This is a genomic window from Enterobacter sp. GD03975 (genome assembly GCF_029838645.1).
In the GTDB taxonomy this organism is placed as follows: Bacteria; Pseudomonadota; Gammaproteobacteria; order Enterobacterales; family Enterobacteriaceae; genus Enterobacter; species Enterobacter quasihormaechei.
Map to the genome: position 1 here is coordinate 147278 of NZ_JAOBZC010000005.1, position 20192 is coordinate 167469.

The 20192-nt window shown below is 55.6% G+C and carries 19 protein-coding genes; 14 read left to right on the forward strand and 5 right to left on the reverse strand.

The window, feature by feature from the left end:
- Positions 1–3: 3 nt before the first annotated feature.
- Complete coding sequence (gene envC, locus N5C09_RS11615; RefSeq protein WP_230373043.1) at positions 4–1263, reverse strand: murein hydrolase activator EnvC; 1260 nt, start codon at positions 1261–1263, stop codon at positions 4–6.
- A 33-nt stretch (positions 1264–1296) separates the two neighbouring features.
- The gene (gene gpmM, locus N5C09_RS11620) at positions 1297–2841 is read right to left on the reverse strand and encodes a 2,3-bisphosphoglycerate-independent phosphoglycerate mutase (RefSeq protein ID WP_063868806.1); all 1545 of its coding nucleotides are present in this window, start codon (positions 2839–2841) and stop codon (positions 1297–1299) included.
- A gap of 248 nt (positions 2842–3089) precedes the next feature.
- Between gpmM and N5C09_RS11625 the strand changes: the two genes are divergently transcribed.
- The 5 genes from N5C09_RS11625 (at position 3090) to cysE (ending at position 6199) form a co-directional block, all read left to right on the forward strand.
- A complete protein-coding gene (locus N5C09_RS11625) occupies positions 3090–3521 on the forward strand; it encodes a rhodanese-like domain-containing protein (protein WP_003860840.1) in 432 nt (143 codons plus the stop codon).
- Between the two features lie 11 nt (positions 3522–3532).
- Positions 3533–3784 (forward strand): glutaredoxin 3, encoded by a 252-nt coding sequence (gene grxC, locus N5C09_RS11630; RefSeq protein WP_003860837.1) that lies wholly within the window; start codon positions 3533–3535, stop codon positions 3782–3784.
- A 31-nt stretch (positions 3785–3815) separates the two neighbouring features.
- A complete protein-coding gene (gene secB, locus N5C09_RS11635) occupies positions 3816–4283 on the forward strand; it encodes a protein-export chaperone SecB (RefSeq protein WP_003860835.1) in 468 nt (155 codons plus the stop codon).
- Positions 4283–5302 carry an NAD(P)H-dependent glycerol-3-phosphate dehydrogenase gene (gene gpsA, locus N5C09_RS11640; RefSeq protein ID WP_006812398.1) on the forward strand — a complete coding sequence of 340 codons (1020 nt, stop codon included), beginning with the start codon at positions 4283–4285 and terminating at the stop codon, positions 5300–5302. The genes secB and gpsA overlap by 1 nt, the downstream gene beginning before the upstream one ends.
- A 75-nt stretch (positions 5303–5377) precedes the next feature.
- The gene (gene cysE / locus N5C09_RS11645) at positions 5378–6199 is read left to right on the forward strand and encodes a serine O-acetyltransferase (protein WP_008502718.1); all 822 of its coding nucleotides are present in this window, start codon (positions 5378–5380) and stop codon (positions 6197–6199) included.
- 54 nt (positions 6200–6253) lie between these two features.
- Here the strand turns inward: cysE and ppiC are convergent, their stop codons facing one another.
- Positions 6254–6535, reverse strand: a complete 282-nt coding sequence (gene ppiC / locus N5C09_RS11650) for a peptidylprolyl isomerase PpiC (protein WP_006812396.1) — start codon at positions 6533–6535, stop codon at positions 6254–6256.
- 85 nt (positions 6536–6620) lie between these two features.
- Between ppiC and rep the strand changes: the two genes are divergently transcribed.
- On the forward strand, positions 6621–8645 hold the full coding sequence (rep, locus tag N5C09_RS11655) for a DNA helicase Rep (protein WP_279749090.1): 2025 nt from the start codon (positions 6621–6623) through the stop codon (positions 8643–8645).
- Positions 8646–8696: 51 nt separating this feature from the next.
- Here rep and gppA read toward each other — a convergent pair whose 3' ends face one another.
- The gene (gene gppA, locus N5C09_RS11660) at positions 8697–10181 is read right to left on the reverse strand and encodes a guanosine-5'-triphosphate,3'-diphosphate diphosphatase (RefSeq protein ID WP_203465469.1); all 1485 of its coding nucleotides are present in this window, start codon (positions 10179–10181) and stop codon (positions 8697–8699) included.
- Between the two features lie 6 nt (positions 10182–10187).
- Positions 10188–11456: an ATP-dependent RNA helicase RhlB gene (gene rhlB, locus N5C09_RS11665; RefSeq protein ID WP_063452156.1), complete on the reverse strand. Its 1269-nt coding sequence runs from the start codon at positions 11454–11456 to the stop codon at positions 10188–10190.
- Positions 11457–11600: 144 nt separating this feature from the next.
- Here rhlB and trxA point away from each other — a divergent pair, with 144 nt between their 5' ends.
- The 8 genes from trxA to rffA all read left to right on the forward strand — a co-directional run bounded on the left by trxA (position 11601) and on the right by rffA (position 20192).
- Positions 11601–11930 (forward strand): thioredoxin TrxA, encoded by a 330-nt coding sequence (gene trxA, locus N5C09_RS11670; RefSeq protein WP_006812392.1) that lies wholly within the window; start codon positions 11601–11603, stop codon positions 11928–11930.
- Between the two features lie 341 nt (positions 11931–12271).
- On the forward strand, positions 12272–13531 hold the full coding sequence (gene rho / locus N5C09_RS11675) for a transcription termination factor Rho (protein WP_001054528.1): 1260 nt from the start codon (positions 12272–12274) through the stop codon (positions 13529–13531).
- A 242-nt stretch (positions 13532–13773) separates the two neighbouring features.
- On the forward strand, positions 13774–14877 hold the full coding sequence (gene wecA / locus N5C09_RS11680) for a UDP-N-acetylglucosamine--undecaprenyl-phosphate N-acetylglucosaminephosphotransferase (protein WP_001050933.1): 1104 nt from the start codon (positions 13774–13776) through the stop codon (positions 14875–14877).
- A gap of 13 nt (positions 14878–14890) precedes the next feature.
- Positions 14891–15937 (forward strand): ECA polysaccharide chain length modulation protein, encoded by a 1047-nt coding sequence (gene wzzE / locus N5C09_RS11685; RefSeq protein ID WP_063868815.1) that lies wholly within the window; start codon positions 14891–14893, stop codon positions 15935–15937.
- Between the two features lie 56 nt (positions 15938–15993).
- Positions 15994–17124, forward strand: coding sequence for a UDP-N-acetylglucosamine 2-epimerase (non-hydrolyzing) (gene wecB / locus N5C09_RS11690; protein WP_063452158.1), 1131 nt, complete (start codon positions 15994–15996; stop codon positions 17122–17124).
- Positions 17121–18383, forward strand: a complete 1263-nt coding sequence (wecC, locus tag N5C09_RS11695) for a UDP-N-acetyl-D-mannosamine dehydrogenase (RefSeq protein WP_279749091.1) — start codon at positions 17121–17123, stop codon at positions 18381–18383. Before wecB ends, wecC begins: the two co-directional genes overlap by 4 nt.
- Positions 18380–19057 carry a dTDP-4-amino-4,6-dideoxy-D-galactose acyltransferase gene (rffC, locus tag N5C09_RS11700; RefSeq protein ID WP_204643720.1) on the forward strand — a complete coding sequence of 226 codons (678 nt, stop codon included), beginning with the start codon at positions 18380–18382 and terminating at the stop codon, positions 19055–19057. Before wecC ends, rffC begins: the two co-directional genes overlap by 4 nt.
- 4 nt (positions 19058–19061) lie before the next feature.
- A complete protein-coding gene (rffA, locus tag N5C09_RS11705; RefSeq protein ID WP_063452161.1) occupies positions 19062–20192 on the forward strand; it encodes a dTDP-4-amino-4,6-dideoxygalactose transaminase in 1131 nt (376 codons plus the stop codon).

Genomic DNA, 20192 nt, shown 5'->3' on the forward strand with positions numbered 1-20192 from the left:
AACTTATCTTCCCAACCACGGCTGTGGATTGACCGCCTGACCCTGACGACGAATTTCGAAATAGAGTGACGGGCGGCCCTGACCGCCACTGCTGCCCACAAGGGCAATGGGTTGACCGGCGCGCACCTGAGTGCCGACGCTGACCAGCGCGCTCTGGTTGTAGCCGTAAAGACTCATGTCGCCTTTACCATGCTCGACCACCACCACGAGCCCGTAACCCTGTAGCCAGTCGGCCAGGATCACGCGGCCATCGGCGATGGCTTTCACTTCGCTACCTTCAGACGCACCGATAACGATCCCCTTCCAACGTAGCTCACCCTGCAACTGTTCGCCATAGCGATGCAGGATCGTACCGCGAACGGGCCAGTAGGCCTGACCACGAGGGGAACCGAGGCCGCCGGTGCGCGACATCAGGGAACGTTCATTTTCAGTCGGCTTGTAGGTGGTGCCTTTCCGGGAGGCTTCCTGCTGCTTATTACGCACCGCCTGCGCTTCGCGCGCTTCTTTTTCGGCGCGCGCTTTGGCTGCGGCTTCTGCCCGGGCGATGCTGTTACGCAGTTTCGATTCGTTGGCGCGCATTTCGCTCAGCTGGCTTTGTCCTGCCTGGATAGAGGACTCCAGCCCGGCGAGCGTCTTCTTACGCTCATTGCGCGCCTGCTCAAGCTTCTCCTGCTGCGCCTGCTGATCGTAGAGTAGCGTTTGCTGCTGGCTCTGCTTCTCTTCCAGCTCGGCTTTTTGCGTGGTGACTTCTTCGCGCGTCTGTTTCAGCTGCGCAATGGTCTCCTGACGAGCCTGGTTGAGATAGCCGAAATAGGCCTGTAAACGCTGACCGCGCTGGCTCTCTTCACCGCTGAGGATCAGCTGAAGGCCAGTGTGTTCACCCTGACGGAAAGCGGCATCAAGCTGTGCAGCCAGGTTGCGTTCCTGGGCGTCACGCTGGCGCTCCAGTTTCGCAATCGATGCGTTCATTTCATCGATTTGCTTATTGAGCTGGGCAAGGGTGTTTTGCGTTTCACGCAGCTTACGCGCAGCGGCGGAAATGGCCTCTTCCTGCTTTTTAAGCTGGGCAAGCAGGGCAGAACGCTGCTGCTGCTGCTGGCGTACCGCACGCTCTTTAGCGGCGATATCGGCCTGAATGGATTTGAGCTGGTCGCGGTCATCCGCGTGGGCGGATGCGGCGCACAGCAATACGCCAGCGCTGAGTGCGCTGGCGCAAAGCAGAGGTCTGACTGATAACCGAAGCGGCTTCACGACCCATGTGATTGAAAAAATCGCCTTTCCCCTCATGGGGAGCGATTATTCCACGATGAACAGCGGCTTGCCAGTCATCTCTTCAGGGATTTCCATACCCATCAGCGACAACATGGTTGGCGCGATGTCGGAAAGCTTGCCGCCTTCCACTGCTTTCACTGATTTATCACCCACATAAATCAGTGGAACAGGCAGGTTGGTATGGGCGGTATGCGCCTGACCGGTTGCCGGGTCACGCATCTGTTCTGCGTTACCGTGATCGGCGGTGATCAGCAGCTGGCCTCCCACGGATTCAACCGCTTTTGCGACCTGCTCTACGCAGTGGTCCAGCGCCTCAACCGCCTTAACGGCGGCTTCCATCACGCCGGTGTGACCTACCATGTCACCGTTCGGATAGTTACAGATGATGGTGTCGTATTTACCGCTTTCGATCGCGGCCACCAGTTTTTCGGTCAGCTCCGCAGAGCTCATTTCTGGCTGGAGATCGTAAGTCGCGACTTTCGGCGAGTTGATCAGGATGCGGTCTTCGCCTTTGAACGGCTCTTCTACGCCGCCGTTAAAGAAGAAGGTCACGTGCGCATACTTCTCCGTTTCAGAGATACGCAGCTGGGTTTTATCGTTTTTCGCCATCCACTCGCCGAAGGTATTTTCCAGCGACGCTGGTGGATACGCGCAGGGGGCCTTGATATCCGCTGCATACTCGGTCAACTGGATGAAATCGAGCTTCGCCACTTTCTTACGGGCGAAACCGTCGAAATCACTGTTGACGAAAGCACGGGTGATTTCGCGCGCGCGGTCAGCGCGGAAGTTCATGAAGATCAGCGCATCGCCATCTTCCATGGCGGCATCGGCCTGGCCTTCAGCGCGGATCACGGTTGCTTTCACGAATTCGTCGTTTTCATCACGCGCGTAAGCCGCTTCCAGACCTTCGACGGCGGTCGGGAACTGGAATTCACCTTTTGCCAGGGTCAGCAGATCGTAGGCTTGCTCAACGCGGTCCCAGCGGTTATCGCGGTCCATCGCATAGTAACGGCCAATGATGGACGCCACGCGGCCTTTGCCCAGTGCGGTGAATTTCTCTTCAAAGGCTTGCAGCGAGCCCTTAGCGCTGCGTGGCGGCGTATCGCGACCGTCCAGGAAGGCGTGCAGATAGATTTTTTCCGCACCGCGTTCAGCGGCCAGTTCAACCATCGCCATGATGTGATCTTCGTGGCTGTGAACGCCGCCCGCAGAGAGCAGGCCCATAATGTGAACGGCCTTGCCTGCGGCGACAGCTTTATCCACTGCTCCGGTGAGCGTTGGGTTGGCAAAGAATGTACGTTCTTTGATTTCAACGTCCAGGCGCGTCAGGTCCTGATAAACGATACGGCCTGCGCCCAGGTTCACGTGACCCACTTCAGAGTTGCCCATCTGACGGTCCGGCAGCCCGACTTCCAGACCAGACGCGTCAATCAGGGTGTGGGGACGTTTTGCCCATAGCGCATCCATTACCGGGGTTTTGGCGTTGAAAATGGCGTTATCCTGCTGATCTTCACGGTAGCCATAGCCATCCAGAATCACCAGTACCATAGGTTTTTTAGAAACCGACATTGCGACAACCTCATGCTCAAGAGACAAAAAATTTGCGTAATTTTACTACAGCTGAATCGATAAAATAGCCGCAGAAGATCAAAGAAAGCGTGGAGGCAAGGCCGTTCTCGGGCCATTTTGAGGCTTTTTTTTCGTGGCATGCCGCAGAAAATAGATTAGCTTTATGTCGCTGGCTGTATTTGCCACAGCGCACAGGTATACTCCTGTCCTGGTTTTTTTAATCACTTAGTCGGGAGTTGTTACCCCCCATGCAAGAAATTATGCAATTCGTTAGCCGCCACCCGGTTCTGAGCATCGCGTGGATTGGCCTGCTGGTCGCTGTACTGTTCACCACATTTAAGGGACTGACGTCTAAAATTAAGGTGATCACCCGCGGTGAAGCGACACGTCTGATCAACAAAGAGGACGCCGTTGTGGTTGATCTGCGTCAGCGCGACGATTTCCGCAAGGGCCATATCGCAGGTGCTATCAACCTGCTGCCAGCGGAAATCAAAGCGAACAACATTGGTGAGCTGGAGAAGCATAAAGCCCAGCCGATTATCGTTGTTGACGGCACAGGCATGCAGGCGCAGGAATCTGCCAACGCACTGCATAAAGCAGGCTTTGAAAACGTAACGGTGCTGAAAGAAGGCATCTCCGGCTGGAGCGGGGAGAATCTTCCTTTAGTGCGCGGTAAATAAGGAGTTAAGTGATGGCCAATATTGAGATCTACACCAAAGCAACGTGCCCGTTCTGCCACCGAGCGAAAGCGCTGCTGTCCAGCAAAGGCGTAACGTTCAAGGAACTGCCGATCGATGGTGACGCGATTAAACGCGAAGAGATGATCCAACGCAGTGGTCGCACAACGGTTCCACAGATTTTTATTGATGCGCAGCACATTGGCGGCTGTGATGACTTGTATGCGCTCGACGCCCGCGGTGGACTCGATCCGCTGCTGAGCTAGAGACTTTAGGACAATTAAAAAGGGTTTTTCCATGTCAGAACAAAACAACACCGAGATGACTTTCCAGATCCAGCGCATCTACACCAAGGATGTCTCTTTCGAAGCGCCAAACGCGCCGCACGTTTTCCAGAAAGACTGGCAGCCAGAGGTTAAACTTGATCTGGATACCGCATCCACCCAGCTGGCGGATGACGTGTATGAAGTCGTACTGCGTGTCACCGTGACCGCCTCTCTGGGCGAAGAAACTGCATTCCTGTGCGAAGTACAGCAGGGCGGTATCTTCTCCATCGGCGGCATCGAAGGCAACCAGATGGCGCATTGCCTGGGTGCATACTGCCCGAACATCCTGTTCCCGTATGCGCGTGAATGCATCACCAGCCTGGTTTCTCGCGGTACATTCCCGCAACTGAACCTTGCGCCAGTTAACTTTGATGCGCTGTTCATGAACTATTTGCAGCAGCAGGCTGGCGAAGGTGCCGAACAACATCAGGATGCCTGATGAGCACTGTTAATGCGTCAATGACTGTGATCGGTGCCGGCTCTTACGGCACCGCTCTTGCCATCACGCTGGCAAGAAATGGTCACGACGTGGTCCTGTGGGGCCACGATCCAAAACATATCGCGACGTTGCAACACGACCGCTGCAACGTGGCGTTTCTCCCGGACGTTCCGTTCCCTGACTCTCTCTATCTGGAAAGCGACCTCGCGACCGCGCTGGCGGCCAGCCGCAATATTCTGATTGTGGTGCCGAGCCATGTGTTTGGCGAAGTCCTGCGTCAGATTAAGCCGCTGATGCGTGCGGATGCGCGTATTGTGTGGGCGACGAAGGGGCTGGAAGCCGAAACCGGACGTCTGTTGCAGGACGTTGCCCGCGAAGCGCTGGGAACGGCGATCCCGCTGGCGGTGATCTCCGGGCCGACGTTTGCCAAAGAGCTGGCTGCCGGTCTGCCGACGGCGATCTCGCTGGCGTCCACCGACCAGGCATTTTCCGACGATCTTCAGCAACTGCTGCACTGCGGCAAGAGCTTCCGCGTCTACAGCAACCCTGATTTTATCGGCGTACAGCTGGGCGGTGCGGTGAAGAACGTCATTGCCATCGGGGCCGGGATGTCTGACGGCATCGGTTTCGGCGCGAATGCGCGTACGGCGCTGATCACCCGTGGTCTGACCGAAATGTCCCGTCTGGGCGAAGCGCTGGGTGCCGATCCGGCCACCTTTATGGGGATGGCTGGGCTGGGCGACCTGGTGCTGACCTGCACCGACAACCAGTCGCGTAACCGCCGCTTTGGCATGATGCTCGGACAGGGCAGCGATGTAAAAAGCGCGCAGGAGAAGATTGGTCAGGTGGTTGAAGGCTATCGCAATACCAAAGAAGTCCGCGAATTGGCGCACCGTTTCGGTGTCGAAATGCCAATAACCGAGGAAATTTATCAGGTATTGTATTGCGGAAAAAATGCGCGCGAGGCAGCATTGACCCTATTAGGTCGTGCGCGCAAGGACGAGCGCAGCAGCAATTAGCCGGGAAGTATCGTCACCTGAATGACCCAGCCAGCGCAGAACTGGCTGGTCATTAACTATCGTCTGGAGCAAGCAATGCCGTGTGAAGAACTGGATATCGTCTGGAATAATATTAAAGCCGAAGCCCGCGCTTTGGCCGACTGTGAGCCTATGCTGGCCAGTTTCTATCACGCGACGCTACTCAAGCACGAAAACCTCGGCAGCGCCCTGAGCTATATGCTCGCCAATAAGCTGGCTTCCTCCATCATGCCTGCTATCGCCATTCGTGAGGTGGTGGAAGAGGCCTACGCCGCAGACCCGGAAATGATCGCCTCTGCCGCCTGCGACATTCAGGCCGTACGCACGCGCGATCCGGCGGTGGATAAATATTCCACGCCGCTGCTGTATCTCAAAGGTTTTCACGCCTTACAGGCGTACCGCATCGGCCACTGGTTATGGAATGAGGGACGCCGCGCGCTGGCTATCTTCCTGCAAAACCAGGTTTCTGTGACTTTCCAGGTCGATATTCACCCGGCGGCGAAAATTGGCCGTGGGATCATGCTCGATCACGCCACCGGCATTGTTGTCGGTGAAACGGCGGTGATTGAAGATGATGTGTCGATCCTGCAATCAGTTACGCTGGGCGGTACCGGTAAAACCAGCGGCGATCGCCATCCGAAAATTCGTGAAGGGGTGATGATTGGCGCAGGCGCCAAAATTCTCGGCAATATTGAAGTCGGACGCGGCGCGAAGATTGGCGCGGGGTCGGTTGTACTCCAGCCCGTACCGCCGCATACCACCGCCGCTGGCGTCCCGGCGCGCATCGTCGGTAAGCCAGACAGCGATAAACCGTCGATGGATATGGATCAGCACTTCAACGGTATTCACCACACCTTCGAATACGGCGACGGCATTTAAACGCGGAATAGCCAGATAAAAAAAGCCCGGTGAGTCAATGCACCGGGCTTTTGATTAGTTGCGGTATAACACTTTGATAATGTGATAGCCGAACTGCGTATGCAGGGGACCGGTTGGCTCCAGCACCGGGCAGGAGAAAACCACTTTATCAAACGCCGGAACCATCTGGCCCTGGCGGAACTCGCCTAAGTCACCGCCGCGTTTGCCTGACGGGCAAATCGAGTGTTTCTTCGCCAGTTTGCCGAAATCGGCGCCGTTTTTAATCTGTTCGAGAAGATCCTGTGCCAGTTTCTCTTCTTTAACAAGGATATGCAGTGCTGCTGCTGTTTTTGCCATGATCGTGCCTTGAGTCAACGAGTTTACGATCGGTATACTACCACGCGTTTTTCCTCCTCTCCCCACTTTCATTGAGCGATCACTTATGCGTTTAAACCCCGGACAACAACAAGCTGTCGAATTCGTCACCGGACCCTGCCTGGTGCTGGCGGGAGCGGGATCCGGTAAAACACGTGTGATCACCAACAAAATTGCCCACTTAATTCGCGGTTGTGGCTACCAGGCGCGCCATATCGCGGCGGTCACCTTTACCAACAAAGCGGCGCGTGAGATGAAAGAGCGCGTCGGCCAGACCCTGGGCCGTAAAGAGGCGCGTGGGCTGATGATCTCCACTTTCCACACGCTGGGCCTGGATATCATTAAGCGTGAGTACGCGGCGCTGGGCATGAAGGCCAACTTTTCGCTCTTCGATGACACCGACCAGGTGGCGTTGCTTAAAGAGCTGACGGAAGGGCTGATCGAAGATGACAAAGTGCTGTTGCAACAGCTGATCTCGACGATCTCGAACTGGAAAAACGATCTCATGACGCCGGCCCAGGCAGCGGCGAGTGCCAAAGGCGAGCGCGATCGTATCTTTGCCCACTGCTACGGTCTGTATGACGCGCATATGAAAGCCTGCAACGTACTGGATTTCGACGATCTGATCCTGCTGCCGACGCTGCTGCTTCAGCGGAATGAAGAGGTGCGCGAGCGCTGGCAGAACAAAATCCGCTACCTGCTGGTGGATGAATATCAGGATACCAACACCAGCCAGTACGAGCTGGTGAAGCTGCTGGTAGGACAGCGTGCGCGTTTCACCGTTGTTGGCGATGACGATCAGTCCATTTACTCCTGGCGCGGCGCACGTCCGCAAAACCTGGTGCTGCTGAGCAAAGACTTCCCGGCGTTGCAGGTGATCAAACTGGAGCAGAACTACCGTTCTTCCGGACGCATCCTGAAGGCGGCGAACATCCTGATTGCCAATAACCCGCACGTCTTTGAGAAGCGCCTGTTCTCCGAGCTGGGTTACGGAACCGAACTGAAAGTGCTCAGCGCCAGCAATGAAGAGCACGAAGCGGAGCGCGTAACGGGTGAGCTGATTGCCCATCACTTCGTCAACAAAACCGACTATAAAGACTACGCGATCCTCTATCGCGGTAACCACCAGTCGCGCGTTTTTGAAAAGATGCTGATGCAAAACCGCATTCCCTACAAAATCTCCGGCGGCACGTCGTTCTTTTCGCGTCCGGAAATCAAGGATCTGCTGGCCTACCTGCGCGTGCTGACCAACCCGGATGACGACAGCGCTTTCCTGCGCATCGTGAATACGCCGAAACGCGAAATTGGCTCTGCGACGCTGCAAAAGCTGGGCGAGTGGGCGATGACCCGCAACAAAAGCCTATTCACCGCCAGCTTCGATATGGGGCTGAGCCAGACCCTGACCGGGCGCGGCTATGATGCCTTAACCCGCTTCACCCACTGGCTGGGTGAAGTGCAGCGTCTGGCCGAGCGCGAGCCGGTGGCGGCGGTACGCGATCTGATCCACGGCATTGATTACGAATCCTGGCTCTATGAAACCTCCGCCAGCCCAAAAGCGGCTGAGATGCGCATGAAAAACGTTAACCAGCTCTTCAGCTGGATGACCGAAATGCTTGAAGGTTCAGAGATAGACGAGCCGATGACCCTGACGCAGGTCGTCACCCGCTTCACGCTGCGCGATATGATGGAGCGCGGCGAAAGCGAAGAAGAGGCCGACCAGGTCCAGCTGATGACGCTTCACGCGTCCAAAGGGCTGGAGTTCCCGTATGTCTATCTGGTGGGGATGGAAGAGGGCCTACTGCCGCACCAGAGCAGCATTGATGAAGATAACGTCGACGAAGAGCGCCGTCTGGCCTACGTGGGGATCACCCGTGCGCAGAAGGAGCTGACATTTACGCTGTGCAAAGAGCGCCGTCAGTACGGTGAGCTGGTGCGCCCGGAGCCGAGCCGTTTTCTGCTGGAGTTGCCTCAGGACGATCTTATCTGGGAGCAGCAACGTAAGGTCATTACCGCGGAAGAGCGCATGCACAAAGGCCAGGCCAACGTGGCAAACATTCGCGCGATGCTGGCAAAAGCCAAAGAGAAGGGATAACGGTTTGTAGGCCGGGTAAGGCGAAGCCGCCGCCCGGCACGCTTCAAAGGGTCACTTCACCTCAAGCGCCCAGTGCACATAGCTCTGCCACTGGAACTCCTGCTCAACCAGTTCTGCGCCAAGCGGGTGATTTTCAAGCCAGTTTTTCGGCAACGTCAGCGTCAGTTTCTCATCGTCTGCCACCAGCGTAATGTCTGGCAGCAAATCATCACGACGGCGGCTGGCAAACAGGATCGCCAGGCGCAGCAGACGGCACAGATGCTCGGCCACGCGCGGCGGCACGGCGTTCTGCTGGTGAAGTGAAGAGAGATCGACGGCGTTGGTCTGGTTCAGCAGCAGGGTGGCCAGCAGCTTTTTCTGTGCGGGCGTATAGCCGGGTAAATCGAGATTTCGTACCAGCCAGGCCGCGTGCAGCGGTGCCTGCTTGTACTCCACGCTTAGACCAATTTCATGTAGCGCACAGGCGCTTAGCAACAGATCGCGGCTTAACGGTTCAATATCCCAGCTATTTTTCACCTGATCGGCAAAAAGTGACGCCAGCTGGCTTACTCTTTGCGCCTGGTCGGTATCAACAATAAAGCGTCGCTGAACGTTACGCAGCGTACGGCTACGGATGTCCTGATCGACCGACTGGTGTAGCATTCCGTAAACCAGACCTTCACGCAGCGCACCGCCTGCCAGCGTCATACACTGGATATTCAGCTCGGTGAAAATGGCGATCAGGATGGCGAGCCCGCTAGGGAAAACCAGCGCGCGTTCGAGTGTCAGCCCCTCAATTTCAAGCTCTTCCAGGCGTCCACACTGAATGGCGCGCTGTTTAAGCTGCTGGAGCTTGGCAAGGGTGATCCGCTCGTCCATGCCCTGCGCCATCATGATTTCCTGCAACGCCTGAACGGTGCCGGAAGCCCCGACGCAGACTTTCCAGCCGTGATAGCGCAGCTCATCCATGACCGGGCGCAGCACTTCACGCGCTGCGTTTTCCGCCTCGTCGAAATTCTCTTTGGCAAGGTTTCGATCGGTAAAGTAGCGTTCCAGCCAGGTCACACAGCCCATCGACAGGCTAAAGAGCGAGGTCGCCTGTGCGCCTGTGCCCGTGACCAGTTCGGTACTGGCGCCACCGATGTCCACCACCAGACGGCGATCGTCGCCACCGGTCGTGTGCGCCACGCCCTGATAAATCAGACGCGCTTCTTCTTCACCGCTGATGACCTGCACCGGACAGCCCAGAATTTCCTGCGCTTTGGCAATGAAATCGCCAGCGTTAACCGCCAGACGAAGGGTCGCCGTGGCAACAACGCGAATTTGACTGAGCGGGATATCCTGCAAACGTTCTGCAAACAGACGCAGGCACTGCCAGCCACGTTCCATGGCTTCAGGGGAGAGGTGGTTGTCGCTGCTCAGGCCCGCCGCGAGGCGGACCTTGCGCTTAATGCGCGTCAGCGTTTGTATGCTTCCCGCCACCTCGCGCACAACCAGCATATGAAAACTGTTGGAGCCGAGATCGATTGCCGCATAGAGCGAGGTGGAGCTGAGCATATTTTCTTAACCTGAACGACGACGGTTACGCGGTGCGCCGCCGGAACGACGCGGACCATTGCCGGGGCGTGGGCGGGTAAGGCGCTTAGGCGGCGGCAGTTCGCTTAACAGCGCGTCCGGATTGTATTTGCTCTGTGGAATAGAGTGACCGATGTAGGTCTCAATGGCCGGAAGATTCAGCGCATACTCTTCACACGCCAGGCTGATGGAGTGACCGCTTGCGCCGGCACGACCGGTACGACCGATACGGTGTACATAGTCTTCACAGTCATCTGGCAGATCGTAGTTAAAGACGTGCGTCACGGCTGGAATGTGCAGGCCACGGGCCGCCACGTCGGTCGCGACCAGAATATCGAGATCGCCACGGGTAAATTCGTCAAGAATGCGCAGGCGTTTTTTCTGCGCCACGTCGCCGGTCAGCAAACCTACGCGGTGACCATCTGCCGCCAGGTGGCCCCAGATATCTTCACAGCGATGTTTGGTGTTCGCGAAGATGATCGCGCGATCCGGCCACTCTTCTTCGATCAGCGTTTGCAGGAGGCGCATTTTCTCTTCATTAGAGGGATAGAAGAGCTCTTCTTTAATGCGGTGCCCGGTTTTCTGCTCCGGTTCCACTTCCACATACTCGGCGTTGTTCATCTGCTCGAAGGCGAGTTCACGCACGCGGTATGACAGGGTTGCGGAGAACAGCATGTTCAGACGCTGGTTTGCGGCAGGCATACGACGGAACAGCCAGCGGATATCTTTAATGAAGCCCAGATCGTACATGCGGTCTGCTTCATCAAGCACGACAACCTGGATTGCGCCGAGGTTGATATGGTTCTGTTTGGCGTAGTCGATAAGACGGCCGGTGGTTCCAATCAGGATATCCACGCCGCTTTCCAGCACCTTAAGCTGCTTATCGTAGCCGTCGCCGCCATAGGCCAGGCCGAGTTTCAGGCCGGTGGCTTGCGCCAGAGGCTCAGCGTCTGCGTGGATCTGTACCGCCAGTTCTCGCGTCGGGGCCATAATTAGCGCGCGCGGCTGGTTAACTTTGCGGTCTGCAATCGCTGGGTGAGAAAGTAAATAATGAAACGTTGACGTTAAAAACGCCATCGTTTTGCCAGTACCGGTTTGCGCCTGCCCTGCAACGTCGCGACCGGCCAGCGTCAGCGGCAGGGCGAGAGCCTGAATGGGCGTGCAGTTATGAAACCCTTTAGTTTCAAGGGCTTCGATCACCTTTGGGTGCAGGGCGAAGTCGGAAAACTTCTGTTCTGTTAAATGTGTTTTGCTCATAGTGTGGTAGAATATCAGCTTACTATTGCTTTACGAAAGCGTATCCGGTGAAATAAAGTCAACCTTTAGTTGGTTAATGCGACATCAACACGTCGTTGGTGGTGACAAAACCAACGTACCAGGCTTATTCCTGTGGAGTTATATATGAGCGATAAAATTATTCACCTGACTGACGACAGTTTTGACACGGACGTACTTAAAGCTGACGGGCTGATCCTCGTTGATTTCTGGGCTGAATGGTGTGGTCCTTGCAAAATGATCGCTCCGATTCTGGATGAAATCGCTGACGAATATCAGGGCAAACTGACCGTTGCCAAGCTGAACATCGACCAGAACCCGGGCACCGCGCCAAAATACGGTATCCGTGGCATTCCGACCCTGCTGCTGTTCAAAAACGGTGACGTGGCGGCGACCAAAGTGGGCGCACTGTCCAAAGGTCAACTGAAAGAGTTCCTGGACGCTAATCTGGCGTAAGGTTTCTCAGCTGAGCGTTCAGAGCGCCTAATTAATGGCGAGCTCTGGACGCCCGGCTTTAGTCGTGCTAAGTTAGCTATGACTACGTTTTAAACATATCTTGTTGTTTGAATCTTGTTTTACCCGATACTTCCCGTTGTTAATGTAAACAGTGCGTGAAGTTGCTAGATTCCGGGCTTGTCACTCAATCCGTCTTGTCGTTTCAGTTCTGCGTTCTTTCCCTGTGACCAGACAGCGAACAGACATGAGGTGATGGCCGCTAAACAGGCATGGATGACCCTGCCATACCATTCACAACATTAAGTTCGAGAATCACCCCGAGTTTAAGAACCCACACCATTATGAATCTTACCGAATTAAAGAATACGCCGGTTTCTGAGCTGATCACTCTCGGCGAAAATATGGGACTGGAAAACCAGGCTCGTATGCGCAAGCAGGACATCATTTTCGCCATCCTGAAGCAGCACGCTAAGAGTGGCGAAGATATCTTTGGCGACGGTGTGCTGGAGATACTGCAAGACGGATTTGGTTTCCTCCGCTCCGCAGACAGCTCCTACCTCGCCGGCCCTGACGACATCTACGTATCCCCTAGCCAAATCCGCCGTTTCAACCTCCGCACTGGTGACACCATTTCAGGTAAGATTCGTCCTCCTAAAGAGGGTGAACGCTACTTTGCGCTGTTGAAGGTTAACGAAGTTAACTACGACAAACCGGAAAACTCCCGCAATAAGATCCTGTTCGAGAACTTAACGCCGCTGCACGCGAACTCTCGCCTGCGCATGGAGCGTGGTAACGGGTCTACTGAAGACTTAACCGCTCGTGTGCTGGATCTGGCATCGCCAATTGGTCGTGGTCAGCGTGGTCTGATTGTGGCACCGCCAAAAGCCGGTAAAACCATGCTGCTGCAAAACATTGCGCAGAGCATTGCTTACAACCATCCAGACTGTGTGCTGATGGTGCTGCTGATTGACGAACGTCCGGAAGAAGTAACCGAGATGCAGCGTCTGGTGAAAGGTGAAGTGGTTGCGTCTACCTTCGACGAACCGGCTTCTCGCCACGTTCAGGTTGCGGAAATGGTTATTGAGAAGGCGAAACGCCTGGTTGAACACAAAAAAGACGTGATCATCCTGCTCGACTCCATTACCCGTCTGGCTCGTGCCTATAACACCGTGGTGCCGGCTTCCGGTAAAGTACTGACCGGTGGTGTGGACGCCAACGCCCTGCACCGTCCGAAGCGTTTCTTCGGTGCGGCGCGTAACGTGGAAGAGGGCGGTAGCCTGACCATTATCGCGACGGCGCTGATCGATACCGGCTCCAAAATGGACGAAGTTATCTACGAAGAGTTTAAAGGTACAGGCAACATGGAACTGCACCTTTCTCGTAAGATCGCAGAGAAACGCGTCTTCCCGGCCATCGACTACAACCGTTCCGGTACCCGTAAAGAAGAGCTGCTTACCACTCAGGAAGAGCTCCAGAAAATGTGGATCCTGCGCAAAATCATCCATCCAATGGGCGAAATCGACGCAATGGAATTCCTCATTAACAAACTGGCGATGACCAAAACGAACGACGATTTCTTCGACATGATGAAACGCTCGTAACGCAAATAATCCCAGTAAACGCCACGTTTTTACGTGGCGTTTTTTATTTATGGACTATACGCTATTACCACACACTCCCAATTTAGACCTGTCGGTGCGACAATAAGAAGGTTTGCACAGTCAAAGAAATAATTGATTGAAAAACATACAAAGGGAGTTGTGAGAAGCCATCTTTAATCCTTCTGAGGCAGAGGCTTCATGGTTATACTTCCGGGACTAACATTTGTTGAGAGCAATCCATTGTGAATCTACTCACTGCAGTAACTGAGCTGATCAGTATTTTTTTATTCACAACCTGTTTTTTGTTCATTGCGCGCAAGGTAGCAAAAAGAATTGGGTTAGTGGACAAACCGAATTTCCGTAAACGTCATCAGGGGCTTATTCCGCTGGTGGGCGGCATTTCGGTATACGCAGGCATCTGTTTCACATTCGGGATCGCGGATTACTATATCCCTCATGCCGCACTCTACCTGGCGTGTGCCGGTGTGCTGGTACTGGTCGGCGCCCTTGACGATCGTTTTGATATCAGCGTGAAGTTCCGCGCGACGGTACAGGCGGCTATCGGCATCATTATGATGGTGGTGGGCGGTCTCTATCTCAGAAGTCTGGGCTACGTGTTTGGTCCCTGGGAGCTGGTGCTTGGGCCATTCGGCTTCTTCCTGACGCTGTTTGCCGTTTGGGCGGCCATCAACGCCTTTAACATGGTTGACGGCATAGACGGCCTGCTCGGTGGGCTGTCCTCTGTTTCATTTGGCGCTATCGGCATCATTTTATGGTTTGACGGCCAGTACAGCCTGTCAATGTGGTGCTTTGCCATGATCGCCGCCATCCTGCCTTATATCTGCCTGAACCTAGGTGTGTTAGGGCGTCGCTATAAAGTGTTTATGGGCGATGCGGGCAGCACCCTGATTGGCTTTACGGTGATCTGGGTTCTGCTGGAGACCACCCAGGGCAAAACTCACCCGATAAGCCCGGTAACGGCTCTGTGGATTATCGCCATCCCGCTGATGGACATGGTCGCCATTATGTACCGCCGTCTGCGTAAAGGGATGAGCCCGTTCTCTCCCGATCGCCAGCATATTCATCATCTGATTATGCGTGCTGGCTTCACGTCTCGTCAGGCATTTGTGCTGATTACGCTTGCGGCTGCTATTCTGGCTGCGATTGGCGTTGCCGCAGAATACGCACATTTCATTCCTGAATGGGTAATGTTGGTATTATTCTTGCTAGCATTTTTCATGTACGGTTACTGCATTAAGCGTGCATGGAAAGTCGCGCGTTTTATTAAACGTTTAAAACGCAGGATGCGTCGGAACAGTGGCAAAAACACAACATTAACTAAGTAAAACCGGGACTATGATGACTCAACCGTTGGCGGGAGCGAAATCAGTGGGCACTGAGAACGAGCTGGATATTCGTGGTTTGTTTCGAGTGTTATGGCAAGGCAAACTGTGGATTGTGGGTATTGCATTGGGGTTCGCACTGTTAGCGCTTGCCTACACCTTCTTTGCAAAACAAGAGTGGAGCGCCACGGCAATTACAGACCGACCAACGGTGAATATGCTTGGAGGCTACTACTCCCAGCAGCAATTCCTGCGTAATCTTGATATCAAGGCCAATCTGGCGACCCCGGATCAGGCCTCGGTGATGGATGAATCCTACAAAGAGTTTGTGATGCAGCTGGCGTCGTGGGATACACGTCGCGATTTCTGGTCCCAGACGGACTACTACAAGCAGCGCATGGTCGGGAACAGCAAAGCGGATGCCGCGCTGCTGGATGATTTAATTAATAACATTCAGTTTATGCCTGGCGATATGCTCCGTAATGTTAGCGACAGCGTGAAGCTGATTGCGGAAACGGCGCCGGACGCCAATAACCTGCTGCGTCAGTACGTTGCTTTTGCCAGCCAGCGCGCGGCGAGCCATCTGAATGACGAGCTGAAAGGCGCCTGGGCGGCACGTACAATCCAGATGAAGGCACAGGTAAAACGTCAGGAAGAGGTCGCAAAGGCCATCTTCGCGCGACGCGTGCATAATATTGAGCAGGCGCTGAAGATTGCGGAACAGCACAATATTTCCCGTAGCGAAACGGATGTTCCGGCTGACGAACTCCCGGATTCAGAAATGTTCCTCCTGGGTCGCCCAATGCTTCAGGCACGTCTGGAAAATATCCAGGCGGTTGGCCCTGACTTTGACCTTGATTACGACCAAAACCGCGCCATGCTCAATACGCTCAACGTCGGTCCAACGCTGGACCCGCGTTTTCAGACCTATCGTTATTTGAGAACGCCTGAAGAGCCTGTAAAACGCGATAGTCCGCGTCGCGCCTTCCTGATGATCATGTGGGGGATTGTGGGCGCACTGACTGGCGCTGGCGTAGCGTTATTGCGTCGCCGCACAAACTAAGAACGCCGTCTACGATGAAGGCTGCGGCCTTCATCGTCTAATCGAAGAGAATCGATGTGAAAGTACTAACCGTATTTGGCACCAGGCCGGAGGCCATCAAGATGGCACCTCTGGTTCATGCGCTGGCCAGAGATCCTGACATTGAAGCGAAGGTGTGCGTAACTGCCCAGCACCGTGAGATGCTCGATCAGGTCTTAACCCTCTTTTCTATCGTCCCGGATTACGATCTCAATATAATGAAACCGGGACAGGGATTGACGGAAATTACCTGCCGTATTCTGCAAGAGTTAAAGCCTATTCTGGAGTCGTTCAGGCCTGATGTGGTCCTGGTGCATGGCGACACCACTACCACCGTGGCGACCAGCCTGGCCGCGTTCTATCAGCGTATCCCTGTAGGCCATGTCGAAGCGGGGCTGCGTACCGGCAATCTCTATTCTCCCTGGCCGGAAGAGGCCAACCGTACCCTCACCGGCCACCTGGCGATGTACCATTTTGCGCCTACCGAGAACTCACGTCAGAACCTGCTGCGAGAAAATATCAGCGACAGCAAAGTTTTCGTCACCGGCAATACCGTTATTGATGCGCTGATTTGGGTGCGTGACCGCGTGCTGGCTAACGGCGAACTTCAGGCAGAACTCGCTGCGCGTTATCCGTTCCTGAATAACGGCAAGAAAACGATCCTGGTGACGGGCCACCGTCGCGAAAGTTTTGGCCGTGGTTTTGAGCAAATCTGCCACGCGCTGGCTGAAATTGCCGCGCAGAACGAGGATGTGCAGATTGTCTATCCGGTACACCTCAACCCTAACGTCAGCGAACCGGTCAACCGTATCCTCGGCCACGTGGAAAACGTGCTCCTGATTGAGCCGCAGGACTATATGCCGTTTGTCTGGCTGATGAACCACGCCTGGCTGATCCTGACCGATTCTGGCGGCATTCAGGAAGAAGCGCCTTCTCTTGGCAAGCCGGTACTGGTGATGCGCGAAACCACCGAACGTCCGGAAGCGGTAACTGCCGGGACCGTCCGTCTGGTCGGAACAGACCCGCGTCGTATTGTCGAAGAGGTCACGCGCTTACTGCATGACGATGAAGAGTATCAGGCGATGAGCCGCGCCCATAACCCGTACGGGGACGGGCAGGCTTGTGGCCGTATTTTGCACGCACTTAAACACAATCGGGTAACGCTATGAGTTTTACTACCATCTCTGTTGTTGGTCTTGGCTATATCGGACTGCCTACTGCGGCGGCCTTTGCCTCTCGTCAAAAGCAGGTTGTTGGCGTAGATATCAACGCGCACGCGGTGGAAACCATCAACCGTGGCGAAATTCATATCGTGGAGCCTGACCTCGATCGCGTGGTGAAAAAAGCGGTGGACGGTGGCTTCCTGCGCGCCAGCACGACGCCGGTAGAAGCCGACGCGTACCTGATTGCGGTACCAACCCCTTTTAAAGGCGATCATGAGCCTGACATGGTTTACGTCGAGGCGGCGGCAAAATCCATTGCGCCGGTGCTGAAGAAAGGGGCGCTGGTTATCCTTGAGTCCACTTCACCTGTTGGAGCCACCGAGCAGATGGCCCAGTGGCTGGCCGAGGCGCGCCCCGATCTCAGCTTCCCGCAGCAGGCGGGCGAGCAGGCTGATATCAATATCGCCTACTGCCCTGAGCGCGTGCTGCCGGGCCAGGTAATGGTTGAGCTGATTAAAAATGACCGCGTGATTGGCGGCATGACCCCGGTCTGCTCCGCGCGCGCCAGCGAGTTATATAAGATTTTCCTTGAAGGCGAATGCGTGGTGACCAACTCCCGCACCGCCGAAATGTGCAAGCTGACCGAAAACAGCTTCCGCGACGTCAACATCGCGTTTGCGAATGAACTGTCGTTGATTTGCGCCGATCAGGGAATTAACGTCTGGGAACTGATCCGCCTTGCCAACCGTCACCCGCGCGTAAACATTCTTCAGCCGGGGCCGGGCGTGGGTGGGCACTGTATCGCAGTCGATCCGTGGTTTATCGTGGCGCAAAACCCGCAACAGGCACGCCTGATTCGCACCGCGCGCGAAGTGAACGACCACAAACCGCACTGGGTGATCAACCAGGTGAAAGCCACGGTCGCGGATTGCCTGGCCGACAGCGGCAAACGCGCCAGCGAGCTGAAAATCGCCTGCTTTGGTCTGGCATTCAAACCGAATATTGACGATCTGCGCGAAAGCCCGGCGATGGAAATTGCCGGGATGATCGCTGACTGGCACAGCGGTGAAACACTGGTGGTTGAGCCGAATATTCATGCGTTACCGGCAAAGCTTGCCGGTCACTGCACCCTTACCGCACTGGATGACGCGCTGGCGACGGCGGATGTGCTGGTACTGCTGGTAGATCACAATGCGTTTAAAGCGGTCTCCGCTGATGCCGTACGTCAGCAGTATGTTGTTGATACTAAAGGCGTGTGGCGTTGAGTATCCTCAACGGCGTGCTGGAGCCCCTTGAGTGGGAAAGCACATTCTTTGCGCGCCCCTCAGCGATAGTGCGTCTGCGCGAAAATGCCCCTGCGTTGCGGGAAGCAGACTTCGGCGCCTGGCCGCGCGTGCAGGCTAAGATCCCGGCAGACCGGGCCGATATGCTGGACGCGCTCCAGCAGCACGGATTCCGGCTGGTTGAGGGTGAGGTTGATCTCTCTATTACCGTGGCCCGCCACGACTCACCGGGCGCGGAAATTGCATCAGAGCAGGATATTCCCACGCTGCGCAACATGGCGGCGCTGGCATTCGCTCAGAGCCGTTTCCGGGCGCCCTGGTATGCGCCCGATGACAGCGGCCGTTTTTATGCCCAGTGGATTGAGAATGCGGTAAAGGGCACGTTTGACCACGTCTGTCTGGTGTTTCGTGCGGCGGAAGGTCCGATTGAAGGTTTTGTTTCGCTTCGCAGGCTCAACGAGCACGAGGCGCGCATCGGTTTATTAGCCGGACGCGGCATGGGCGAAAAACTCATGCAGGCGGCGCTGCACTGGGCGGAGCAACAGCGAGTATCAACGCTGCGGGTCGCGACCCAGATGGGCAACACCGCTGCGCTTAAACGTTATATTGCGAGTGGTGCCAGCATCGACGCCACCGCCTACTGGTTATACAGGTGACAAGATGATTCCATTTAACGCGCCTCCGGTCGTGGGCACTGAACTTGATTATATGCAGTCTGCTATGGGCAGCGGCAAGCTCTGTGGCGACGGTGGGTTCACCCGTCGCTGCCAGCAGTGGATGGAGCAACGCTTCCACAGTGCCAAAGTTCTGCTGACGCCGTCCTGTACCGCATCGCTCGAGATGGCGGCGCTGCTGCTGGATATCCAGCCCGGCGATGAGGTGATCATGCCGAGCTATACCTTCGTCTCCACGGCGAACGCCTTTGTCCTGCGCGGGGCGAAAATCGTGTTTGTGGATATCCGCCCGGATACCATGAACATTGACGAAACGTTGATTGAAGCGGCGATCACCGACAAAACGCGGGCCATTGTCCCGGTGCATTACGCGGGCGTGGCCTGCGAAATGGACACCATCATGGCCATCGCCAAAAAGCACAACCTGTTCGTGGTGGAAGACGCCGCGCAGGGCGTGATGTCCACCTACAAAGGACGCGCGCTGGGCACCATCGGTCATATCGGCTGCTTTAGCTTCCACGAAACCAAAAACTACACCGCAGGCGGTGAGGGTGGCGCGACGCTGATTAACGATCGCGCTCTGGTAGAGCGTGCGGAAGTGATCCGTGAGAAAGGGACCAACCGCAGCCAGTTCTTCCGCGGCCAGGTGGATAAGTACACCTGGCGCGATATCGGCTCAAGCTACCTGATGGCGGATTTGCAGGCCGCATACCTCTGGGCGCAGCTGGAAGCGGCAGAGCGAATCAATCTGCACCGCCTCTCCCTGTGGCAAACCTACTACGACGCGCTGGCGCCGCTGGCTAAGGCAGGGCGTATTGAGCTGCCGACCGTACCGGCCGACTGCGTCCACAACGCCCACATGTTCTACATCAAGCTGCGCGATAACGACGATCGCAGCAAGCTGATTGCCTGGCTGAAAGAAGCGGAAATTATGGCGGTATTCCACTATATTCCGCTGCACTCCAGCCCGGCGGGGGAAGCCTTCGGCGCGTTTGCCGGTGAAGACCGCTACACCACCAAAGAGAGCGAACGTCTGCTCCGTCTGCCCCTGTTCTACAACCTCGCGCCGGTGAACCAGCGTACGGTGATCAATTCGCTTCTGAGTTATTTCGCCTGA